Origin of the sequence: Allobosea sp. ASV33, from assembly GCF_016428755.1 — a bacterium.
Classification (GTDB): Bacteria; Pseudomonadota; Alphaproteobacteria; order Rhizobiales; family Beijerinckiaceae; genus Allobosea.
Window position 1 is genome coordinate 54,223 of record NZ_JAELTI010000019.1, and the last position, 9,711, is coordinate 63,933.

A 9,711-nucleotide genomic window follows, 5' to 3' on the forward strand; every position below is an offset into this window, starting at 1 on the left:
GCGCGATCCGGAATTCAGCGCGAGGAGAAGGAAGGCCGCGGTAGCTGTGCGCCACGGGCCGGGGCAGACTCGGCGCTTGCGCCGCGTTTCGTGATCGAACGGTACCACGACAGGAAAATCCCTAACCCTGCCAGAATTGTAACGCCAGCCGTGCATATCAGCAACTGAACGCCCAGATCGAAGGAAGTTTCCGCCAGCACGATCTGTCCGCTGATCGAGAGCACGATTCCGGCGCAGAACACGTGGAGCGAATTCTGTCCGGCGCTGGCAAGGATACGACCCGGCAAGGCCTTGGCCAGCGCGGTTCCAGACGGCAGCCAGCGGATCGCAAGCCAGGCCAACGCGCCGATATGCAGGAGGCGCGTCCAGGCAAGGTTGGTCTTGTCCGAGCCGAGCTGCACGGAATCGAACCAGTCGTTCAGCGCCGCGATGCCGGTCGGATTGCCGCTGGAGACCTTGACCACCCAGGCGAAGACGATGAAGGCAACCGCCGCAAGATCGAGCCAGACTAGGCGCGGCGCACGGATGCCGAGCTGCGCCGCCCGGCCGATGACGATGCCGAGGGTGAAGACGACCTGCCAGGCGAAGGGATTGAAGAACCACACGCCCGCGCTGCCATTGGGCAGGTTGAGCTCGAAAGCGAGCGCCGCCTGCCAGATCGCCAGCGAGCAACCGAGCGTCAGCAGCGGGCTCAGGCGCGCCGCATAGTAGATCGCCGGGAACAGCGCCAGCAGCACGATATAGAGCGGCAGGATGTCGAGATAGGACGGCTGGTACGTCAGGGTCAGCGCGCCGATCAATGCTTCCACGGTGTCGCGGAAGAAGGGCTGGATGTTGATCGCCTCGATATAGAGCGGATTCTGCGTCCGCGTCACCGCCGTGGCGACGACGCCGCAGACGATGATGAAGACCGCGAGATGGGCGATGTACAGGGTCCAGAGACGCCCGCCCAGCTTCAGCGCCGCAACCGGAAAACCGCGCTGCTCGATAAGACCGCCATAAGCGAGCGTCGCCGAGACGCCGGCCAGCAGCACGAAGATATCGGCCGCGTCCGAGAAGCCGTAATTATGCGGCATATAGGCCGAAACCACGTTCCCCGGCATGTGATTGATGAAGATGATCAGCAGGGCGAGGCCGCGGATGACGTCGATCCGCGCATCCCGTCCCGGCGCGGCCAGCACTGCGTCCACGGCCGGCCGGCCGAGGAGCAGAAAGCGCCTGAAGGAGGAATGGGAGGACATAGGAACGGCAGTCCTTCAGCAGACCAGGGTCAGGATCGCAACGCCGGCAGCCGATACGGGTTCCCGGCGAGCAGCTCTCAAGATGAACGGAGGTTGTCGATCCCGTTCATCTGCCGTTCATATAACTCCCGGGGATTCGCGTCACGCGGCGCGTTGTCACAAGCGCGTGTGGCGGATCATGAGCGGCTTTGCGGCAGGGGTGAGACGAAGCGGCGCCGACACGGCAATGTGATGCCGAGCGTCTCGTCGGAAGCTGACGTTCAAGGAAAATAAGCGGGTCATCCCGGGCTTGACCCGGAATCCATGCCGGAGCGCTTCCGATGAAGGTTCAGGCATGGATCCCGGATCTCCGCTTCGCTGCGTCCGGGACGACTCGCGCTTTCAAGAGATCGTATCGAGGCAGCGCGAACGAGCGGTACGCTTTAGTACGGCGGCTCGGCATAGACTGGCTTGCCGTCGATCAGCAGGCGCTTGATCGCGGCCTCTCCCGAGGACGAAACGGCGGCTACCACCTCGATCCGGGCCTTGTCCGTCATCTCGATCGCCCGGCCCTCGCCTTGCGGCACGAAATAGCTTTCGAGCCCATAGGCGACGCGCAGGCGATTGCGCCGGCCGCTGCAATCGAAGGCCCCGTCCGCATTGGTGGCGCAAGTCGAGGTCGAGGTCACCCGGCCGGCGATCACGACCACGCCATCGCCGACCTTTGGCCAATCGCGCGTGACGCCCATCGCTTTTGCGAATCCCTGCTCGTCCCGGCCGAGAGTGACATAGACCCGCTCGCCACGCTCGAAATCCGTCTTGCCGGCGGCGTCGGTTTCCACCGTGCTGATCGGGTAGGCCAAGATCACGTAATCGCCGCGGAAGAGATCGCGCGGATCGATCGGAACCGTCTTCAGGCGGATTTCGGTGCCGCCTCTGAGGATGCGCGCCCGTTGCTCGACGAGCGCGAGCAGGACGAGCATCAGCAAAAGCGCTGTTGCCAGCGCTCGCCAGACCAGCGGGACCTTGGCGACGAGGCTATCGGCCGAAAGCGCGCGCATCAGGCGGCTTCCTTCTCAGGCGGGTTGAGGCGGGCGAAGAGGCGGCGCGCTCCGGAGGCGATGGCCAGCAGCGCAGCGCCCGCGACAAGGAAGAACAGCGACTGGTCGAGCAGCGTGCCGATCGTCTGCCAGAGCAGGATCAGGATCGCGACGCCGAACAGGACCGAGCCCGCCAGCACCAACCGCCGGATGCCGCCGGCGGCTCCCGCGACGACCAGCGCCGTCGCGGCCAAAAGCACCAGGCTCGCGACGATGATCTTGCCGGCCATGGCGGTGACGATGCCGGTCCAGAAGACGGCAGGCACCAGCAATGCGAAGGCAAGCCCCGCCGCCAACGGCCAGGCAAAACGCCGCTCGCGAGCAAGCCCTGCCAAGCATATGACGACGGGAATAGCGACGGCATAGGCCAGGACGACGAAGCGGAAGGCATGGCCGGCTCGCGCCTCGTCGCGGTCGAGGATGCGGATCAATTCCGTGTTCAGCACCAGCACCAGCCCGAGCAAGCCCCAGGGCAGGCAGGCAGTCAGCACGGAAGGCAGGCCCCGGTCGAGCGCCAGCGCGCCCAGCGCCACATAGAACACGGCGAGCGCCAGCCCATAGGCCAGCAACCCGTAATCGAAGCGGTCGAACAGGCCATAGCCCGGCGCCATCGCGAGCCAGGCAGCGGCTGCGAGCACAACGAGGTGATGGACCAGCCGGTTGTCGCGCGACAGCGAGAGCCACAGAGCCGGCAGGTAGAGGATGAAGAAGCCGAGATGGGCGCCGCTGCGCGCCTCCTCCCAGCGCCCGCCGCTCCAGGCGCAGATCGCGATCAGCGCGATCGCCAGCGCGCCGTTCGAGCGCATCAGGAAGGCGGCGATCAAGCCGCCGAGCGCGACCAGCAGAGCCCCGCCCGGCCAGTCGGCGGGAAGATGATACATCTGGCCAACCAGCGCGAGCCCCGCCCCGAAGATCAGCACGCCACAGGTCACGGCCGCGTCGGCACCGCGCGGCGAGCCCTGTCGCTCCAGCCGGAAGGCATAGGCGATGCAGATGGCGATCGTCGCGAGGATCATGCCGAGCTTGACGAGGCGCGGGATATCCTCCCACCCGGCCGCGACGAAGGCCGCGACGCTCGCCGCGATCAGCAGGCCGCCGAGCAGGCCAAGCAGCGCCGGGAGGCGGACGCCGCCCTGCTCGCGCGCGACCGAGCGCCTGATGGCCGTCGCATTCTCGGCGCTGAGCCAGCCCTCGGCGACCCAGCGGGGAAGATCGGCTTCGAGCCGCTTGCGATAGGAACCGGTCAGCATCGCCGGCAATCTGGCATGGCGGAGGGAGGATTCGCTAGGGGAACGCAAACAGCGTTGTCATTCCGGGGCTTCGCGCAGCGAAGAACCCGGAACCCACGACTGGGTGAAACATCCAACGCTCTGTTACGAGCGGCTCGCCCGGTCGTGGGTTCCGGGCTCGCGCCTTTGGCGCGCCCCGGAATGACGATTGTTGCGGACTAGATCAGCCCGCCTTCACGGCCTTGCGGCGCGCGAGATCAGGCGCCAGTGCCTCCTCGCCCAGCGCCGCAAGCGCCTCGGCCAGCGTCATCACCGTCTGCGCATGGCTGCCGAGGCGGCGGACCGTCACGGTCTTCTCCTCGGCCTCGCGCTTGCCGACGGCCAGGATGACAGGCACCTTCGCCAGCGAGTGCTCGCGCACCTTGTACGAGATCTTCTCGTTGCGCAGATCGGCTCGCGCACGCAGGCCGGCACCCATCAGGGCCATCGTCACCTCCTCGGCATAGGCGTCCGCCTCCGAGGTGATCGGGCAGACCACGATCTGCTCGGGCGCCAGCCAGAGCGGGAAATGCCCGGCATGGTGCTCGATCAGGATGCCGGTGAAGCGCTCCAGCGAGCCGCAGATGGCACGGTGGACCATGACCGGCTGCTTCTTCTCGCCATCGGCGCCGATATAGAAGGCGCCGAACCGCTCCGGCAGGTTGAAGTCGACCTGCGTCGTGCCGCATTGCCAGTCGCGGCCGATGGCGTCGCGCAGGACATACTCGAATTTCGGCCCGTAGAAGGCGCCCTCGCCCGGATTGATCTCGGTCTTGATCCGGTTGCCGGACTGGGCCGCGATCTTCTCCAGCACACTGGTCATGACCTGCTCGGCATGGTCCCAGACCGCATCGGAGCCGACGCGCTTCTCGGGCCGTGTCGATAGCTTGATGACGAGGTCGTCGGTGAAGCCGAAATCCTCGTAGACCGACAGGATGAGATCGTTGATCTTGAGGCACTCGGCCGCAAGCTGCTCCTCCGTGCAGAAGATATGCGCGTCGTCCTGCGTGAAACCGCGCACGCGCATCAGCCCGTGCAGCGCGCCCGAGGGCTCGTAGCGATGGACATTGCCGAATTCGGCGAGCCGGATCGGCAGATCGCGATAGCTCTTCAGCCCATGCTTGAAGATCTGGACATGGCCCGGGCAGTTCATGGGTTTAAGCGCGAAGACGCGGTGGTCGCGCTCGGCATCGGCGGGATTCTCGAACGCCGCGGCCGACTTCACCGCGAACATGTTGTCCTGGTACCAGCCCCAGTGGCCCGAGGTCTCCCAGAGCGACTTGTCGAGGATCTGCGGCGCGTTCACCTCCTCATAGTCGGCAGCGAGGCGCCGGCGCATATAGGCGATGATCTCCTGGAACAGCCGCCAGCCCTTGGAGTGCCAGAACACGACGCCCGGCCCCTCCTCCTGGAAGTGGAACAGGTCCATCTCCCGGCCGAGCTTGCGGTGGTCGCGCTTCTCCGCCTCCTCGATCTGCTTGAGATAGGCGTCGAGCTCTTCCTGCTTGGCGAAGGCGGTGCCGTAGATGCGGGTCAGCATCGCGTTGTTCGAGTCGCCGCGCCAATAAGCGCCCGCCGTCTTCATCAGCTTGAAGGCGTTGCCGACCTTGCCGACCGAGGTCATGTGCGGGCCGCGGCAGAGATCGATCCAGTCGCCCTGCGCATACATCTTCAGCGTCTGGTCGGCGGGGATCGCATCGACCAGCTCGACCTTGTAGGCCTCGCCTTTGGCGGCGAAGAAATCCTTGGCCTTGTCGCGGCTCCAGACTTCCTTGGTGAAGGGTTTGTCGCGCGCGATGATCTCGCGCATCTTCTTCTCGATCGCCGGGAAGTCCTCCGGCGTGAAGGGCTCGTTGCGGGCGAAATCGTAGAAGAACCCGTTCTCGATCACCGGGCCGATCGTGACCTGCGTGCCCGGAAACAGTTCCTGCACGGCCTCGGCGAGGACGTGGGCGGTGTCGTGCCGGATCAGTTCCAGAGCGCGCGGGTCTTCGCGGTTAAGGAGCTCGATCTTGGCATCCGCTGTGATCGGGTCGGCGAGGTCGACGACGGTGCCGTCGAGCGCCATCGCGACCGTGCGCTTCAGCAGAGAGGGGGAAATGCCCTTGGCGATCTCGACTCCGGCAATGCCGGAGGGGAACTCGCGCTTGGCGCCATCGGGAAATGTCAGGGAGATCGTCATCGATCGTGCTCCTGCTCACTCGGGGATACGGACCCCGTAAGTCAGACCGGCTGCGAATGTGAGGGTTACGTCCCGTCGCCCGCAGTCGGTTCGGCGTCGGAATCGAAAGCCGCCGGCACGTTTGTCCCGCGCCAGCGGCCATAGGACCATGGCCTATACCACCTCGCCGCGGGCGGCAATGCCTCGCAGACGATGTCGACGCCGCTCGTGCCCCATGGATTGCAGCGGCAGATACGGGCGAAGCCGACCCAGCCGCCGCGCCACAGCCCGTAGCGCAGGATCGCCTCGTCGGTATAGGCCGAGCAGCTCGGCCAATGCCGGCAATGCCGCCCGACCAGCATCGACAGGCTCAGTTGATAACCGCGGATTGCGAAATGTGCGGCCTTGCGCGGGAAAAGCGCGACGCTTCGCAACAGCGAAAATCTTTGCTTAACAAAGAGACGCTGGAATAGATCGTCTGCTTCGTTTCGTTCAGCCACAATCAGAACCGCTTCCCTTGCTCGATACCGGACACATGATGCGCGCCGCTCGCTTTCGCCAAGCCCTCATTCGCCAGGCCCTTCTCGGTGCCGGGCTCGCGCTCGGTCTCGGCCTCGCCACGCCGGCATCCGCCCAGCAGCGGCCTTACCTGCTCTGGCTCGACGGCGCCAAGCTCGACATCGCCCATATCATCGGCCTGCCGCCCGCGCAGAACAGCCCCGAGGCCAAGGCCGAGTTCGAACAGGTGCAGCAGATCACGCTCAACCGGACGCCCGAGCGCGAGAAGCTGGCGATCGCCGACCAGCGCCAGGGTCTCGTGAACTTTCTCAACGGCATGGACACGCGCTATGTCGACGGCACCCATCGCGAGGTGCGGCTGCTCTTCCGCGAGGCGCAGGTCGAGCTCGGTATCCTCCTGAAGAGCGTCCACCGCCTGACCAGCCGCCAGCGCCCGTTCCAGCTCTGGGCGAAGGTCCGCGTCAAGCCCTGCCCCGGCGCCCGTCCGGAAGGCACTTCCTTCCCGTCCGCCCATGCGGCAACGGCGGCGCTCTATGCGGAACTGCTGAAGGCGGCCGTTCCCGAGATGAGCGACAAGCTCGAAGAGCGCGTGAAGAGCTATGACGAGAGCCGCCTCGTCTGCGGCTTCCACTTCCCGAGCGACATCGCCGCAGGCGACAAGGTCGGGCGCGCCGTCGCCAAGGCCCTGCTGGCCGAACGCGCCTTCAAGTCCCGCTTCGACGAGACGATTCCCGAGATCAAGGTCGCCTTCGGCGCGAAGTGATCAGGCGGCGGCCTCGCGCCGCTTCGCCTCGATCTGGTCGATCGCATCGACAACCGCGTCGAAGGTCAGCATCGTCGAGGCGTGCCGCGCCTTGAAGTCGCGCACCGGCACGAGCACGCCGAGATCCGCCCATTTGCCCTCGGGCGGCTCGGCATGGTCCTTCAGGATGGCGCGCGCCTGCTCGCGCACCTCCCGCAATTCCGCCGCCGTCGAGCCGACGACATGGCGCGCCATGATCGAGGACGAAGCCTGCCCGAGCGCGCAGGCCTTCACCTCGTGGCCGAAGCCGGTGACGACATCGCCCTCCATGGTGACATCGACTGTCACGGTCGAGCCGCATAGTTTCGAATGCGCGCGCGCCGTGGCATCGGGCGAAGGCAGGCGCTGCAGCAGGGGGATGTTGGCGGCAAGCGAGAGGATGCGCTTGTTGTAGACGTCGTCCAGCATGGTTCGATCTCTCGCCGGTCTGGAATGACCGGCACGCAGATCCAATATAGGGTCGATCGTCGTATGATGGGAGAGCCTGAATGCCTCTCCCGCCGCGAGGTATCAGACTTGTCGTTCCGGCCTCGGGAGTTGCAGCCTTTGAGGGGCAGCTCGCGAGGCTTCATCGTCCCAACGGGAGGCACCACATGATCCCTGTGGTTAAGTCCTTGTCCGTCGAGGGGGCCATCGGCCCCTCCGCCGACAAGTTTCTGGTCCGCACGCCGACGCAGGAAGAGGCGGAAGCCGCTGTCCGCACACTCTTGCTCTGGGCGGGCGACGACCCGTCGCGCGAGGGCCTCGCCGACACGCCGCGTCGCGTCGCGAAGGCCTACAAGGAATTCTACAAGGGCTATGCCGAGGATCCGCACCATATCCTCGACCGTGTCTTCGAGGAGGTCGAGGGCTATCGCGATATGGTCCTCGTCCGCGACATCCCGTTCTATTCGCATTGCGAGCACCACATGGTGCCCTTCGTCGGCAAGGCGCATATCGGCTACTACCCGTCGAAGGGCGTTGTCGGCCTGTCGAAGCTCGCCCGCATCGTCGATGTCTATGCCCGCCGCCTGCAGACGCAGGAGACCATGACGGCCCAGATCGCCGACGTGATCGAAGAGGTCTTGGAACCCCGCGGCATCGCCATCCTCGTCGAGGCCGAGCATATGTGCATGTCGATGCGCGGCGTGCAGAAGCAGGGCTCCTCGACGATGACGACGCAATATCGCGGCGTCTTCCGGGACGATCCGGCCGAGCAGGTCCGCTTCTTCACGATGGTGAAGTCGCCGGGGCTGTAACTCCTCCGGCCGACCGCATCCCATCAATGCCGTCATGCTCGGGCTTGACCCGAGCATCTCAGGACGAGAAAGCAACCTTTTCCGGCTAGAGATTCTCGGGTCTGCGCTTCGCTTCGCCCGAGAATGACGGCAGGGTCGCGCTGCAGAACGATCTCCCCGACGGAGCCTCCATGTCCTTCTTCCCTGCCGCGCCCGACAAGCACGCTCTCGAGGAGGGTACGGCGCTGAGCCCCCGCTTCGACGCGAATGGTCTCGTCACCGTCGTCGCGACGGAGGCCGATAGCGGCGCGGTGCTGATGGTCGCCCATATGAACGCCGAGGCGCTCAAGCGCTCGATCGAGACCGGTGAGGCCTGGTACTGGTCGCGCTCGCGCCAGGAGCTCTGGCACAAGGGCGCGACCTCCGGCCAGATCCAGACCATCGTCGAGATGCGGATCGATTGCGACCAGGATGCGCTCTGGATCAAGGTGAAGGTCGGCGGCGACGGCGGCTGCTGCCATACCGGGCGCTGCTCCTGCTTCTACCGCGTCCAGCCCCTGCGGGGCGAGGCGGAGAAACCGCTCATCCTCTGCGATTGACGGAGTGGAGAACCCGCCTGGAAATTCCGCGAACCCTCTTCCTGAGGAGCCGTTTCGTGAGGAACGGCGTCTCGAAGGCTGCTTCGGGAGGCTCCGGAAACAGCTGGAACATCCTTCGAGACGTCCCTGCTGGCCTCGTCAGCATGAGGGCACGGTTCTAGGACCGCCTCTGAACCCCATGCACATCGGCGATGCCGCCGGCATGCCTTCACGGATTCGTCAAAGACAGGCGATAATCGCCGAAGGCTCGCCGTTCATCTTTCGCTCATCGGCTTCTGAGACCCTCCTAGTCCATGGAGGGACGAGCCCATGCGGTGGGATGGTGTCGCGCGGCGAGCCTTTGGTCTCGGCGGAGGTGGTGCCGCAATGAATGAGATGCGCCCGTTCCAGGGCCAGCCGGGCCTGGTCAGGCCGAAGATCGGCCTCGCGCTCGGCGGGGGAGCAGCGCGCGGCTGGGCCCATATCGGCGCGCTGGAAGTGCTGGTCGAGGCCGGCTTCGCGCCCGATGTCATCGCCGGAACCTCGATCGGCGCCGTGGTCGGCGGCTGCCTGGCCGCAGGCAAGCTGCCCGAGCTCAGTGAATTCGCCACCAGCATGACCAAGCGCCGCATCGTCGGCCTGATGGATTTCCACATCGGCGGCGCGGGGCTGATCTCCGGTGGGCGCCTGAAGCGCCTGCTCGAGCAGCATCTGAACGGCCTTCGAATCGAGGATCTCAACCACCGCTTCGTCGCCGTGGCGACCGAGCTCGGCTTCGGCCACGAGATCTGGCTGACCCATGGCCCGCTGGTCGAGGCGCTGACCGCCTCCTACGCGCTGCCGGGC

Annotated in this window: 10 protein-coding genes; 4 read left to right on the top strand and 6 right to left on the bottom strand. The window is 65.8% G+C overall.

Features of this window, described 5'->3' with window-relative positions:
• Window positions 1-14: 14 nt before the first annotated feature.
• From JHD80_RS08680 to yidD, 5 genes are all read right to left on the bottom strand, one after another.
• Window positions 15-1,241 (bottom strand): OpgC family protein, encoded by a 1,227-nt coding sequence (locus tag JHD80_RS08680; protein WP_199086089.1) that lies wholly within the window; start codon window positions 1,239-1,241, stop codon window positions 15-17.
• Window positions 1,242-1,663: 422 nt separating this feature from the next.
• The gene (locus JHD80_RS08685; protein WP_199086091.1) at window positions 1,664-2,281 is read right to left on the bottom strand and encodes a GDYXXLXY domain-containing protein; all 618 of its coding nucleotides are present in this window, start codon (window positions 2,279-2,281) and stop codon (window positions 1,664-1,666) included.
• A complete protein-coding gene (locus tag JHD80_RS08690) occupies window positions 2,281-3,570 on the bottom strand; it encodes a DUF2157 domain-containing protein (protein ID WP_199086093.1) in 1,290 nt (429 codons plus the stop codon). The genes JHD80_RS08685 and JHD80_RS08690 overlap by 1 nt, the downstream gene beginning before the upstream one ends.
• Window positions 3,571-3,772: 202 nt before the next feature.
• The gene (gene thrS, locus JHD80_RS08695) at window positions 3,773-5,770 is read right to left on the bottom strand and encodes a threonine--tRNA ligase (RefSeq protein WP_199086095.1); all 1,998 of its coding nucleotides are present in this window, start codon (window positions 5,768-5,770) and stop codon (window positions 3,773-3,775) included.
• 65 nt (window positions 5,771-5,835) lie between these two features.
• Entirely contained in the window at window positions 5,836-6,183 is a 348-nt protein-coding gene (gene yidD / locus JHD80_RS08700) for a membrane protein insertion efficiency factor YidD (RefSeq protein ID WP_199086117.1), read from the bottom strand.
• A gap of 101 nt (window positions 6,184-6,284) precedes the next feature.
• On the opposite strand from yidD, the gene JHD80_RS08705 reads away from it, so the two are divergent.
• Complete coding sequence (locus tag JHD80_RS08705; RefSeq protein ID WP_199086097.1) at window positions 6,285-7,031, top strand: phosphatase PAP2 family protein; 747 nt, start codon at window positions 6,285-6,287, stop codon at window positions 7,029-7,031.
• On the opposite strand, the gene JHD80_RS08710 is transcribed toward JHD80_RS08705, so the two are convergent.
• Window positions 7,032-7,478 carry an iron-sulfur cluster assembly scaffold protein gene (locus tag JHD80_RS08710; protein ID WP_199086099.1) on the bottom strand — a complete coding sequence of 149 codons (447 nt, stop codon included), beginning with the start codon at window positions 7,476-7,478 and terminating at the stop codon, window positions 7,032-7,034. It lies immediately after the preceding gene.
• A gap of 185 nt (window positions 7,479-7,663) precedes the next feature.
• On the opposite strand from JHD80_RS08710, the gene folE reads away from it, so the two are divergent.
• The 3 genes from folE to JHD80_RS08725 form a co-directional block, all read left to right on the top strand.
• Entirely contained in the window at window positions 7,664-8,308 is a 645-nt protein-coding gene (gene folE, locus JHD80_RS08715) for a GTP cyclohydrolase I FolE (RefSeq protein WP_199086101.1), read from the top strand.
• Between the two features lie 170 nt (window positions 8,309-8,478).
• Window positions 8,479-8,886 (top strand): phosphoribosyl-AMP cyclohydrolase, encoded by a 408-nt coding sequence (hisI, locus tag JHD80_RS08720; protein ID WP_199086103.1) that lies wholly within the window; start codon window positions 8,479-8,481, stop codon window positions 8,884-8,886.
• Between the two features lie 366 nt (window positions 8,887-9,252).
• Window positions 9,253-9,711: patatin-like phospholipase family protein (locus tag JHD80_RS08725; protein ID WP_248311446.1), on the top strand; the 459-nt coding region annotated here is incomplete at its 3' end.

Coding starts and splice junctions, on each gene's coding strand:
- JHD80_RS08680 (WP_199086089.1), bottom strand. CDS start 1,241: ATGTCCTCCCATTCCTCCTTCAGGCGCTTTCTGCTCCTCGGCCGGCCG.
- JHD80_RS08685 (WP_199086091.1), bottom strand. CDS start 2,281: ATGCGCGCGCTTTCGGCCGATAGCCTCGTCGCCAAGGTCCCGCTGGTC.
- JHD80_RS08690 (WP_199086093.1), bottom strand. CDS start 3,570: ATGCTGACCGGTTCCTATCGCAAGCGGCTCGAAGCCGATCTTCCCCGC.
- thrS (WP_199086095.1), bottom strand. CDS start 5,770: ATGACGATCTCCCTGACATTTCCCGATGGCGCCAAGCGCGAGTTCCCC.
- JHD80_RS08705 (WP_199086097.1), top strand. CDS start 6,285: ATGATGCGCGCCGCTCGCTTTCGCCAAGCCCTCATTCGCCAGGCCCTT.
- JHD80_RS08710 (WP_199086099.1), bottom strand. CDS start 7,478: ATGCTGGACGACGTCTACAACAAGCGCATCCTCTCGCTTGCCGCCAAC.
- folE (WP_199086101.1), top strand. CDS start 7,664: ATGATCCCTGTGGTTAAGTCCTTGTCCGTCGAGGGGGCCATCGGCCCC.
- hisI (WP_199086103.1), top strand. CDS start 8,479: ATGTCCTTCTTCCCTGCCGCGCCCGACAAGCACGCTCTCGAGGAGGGT.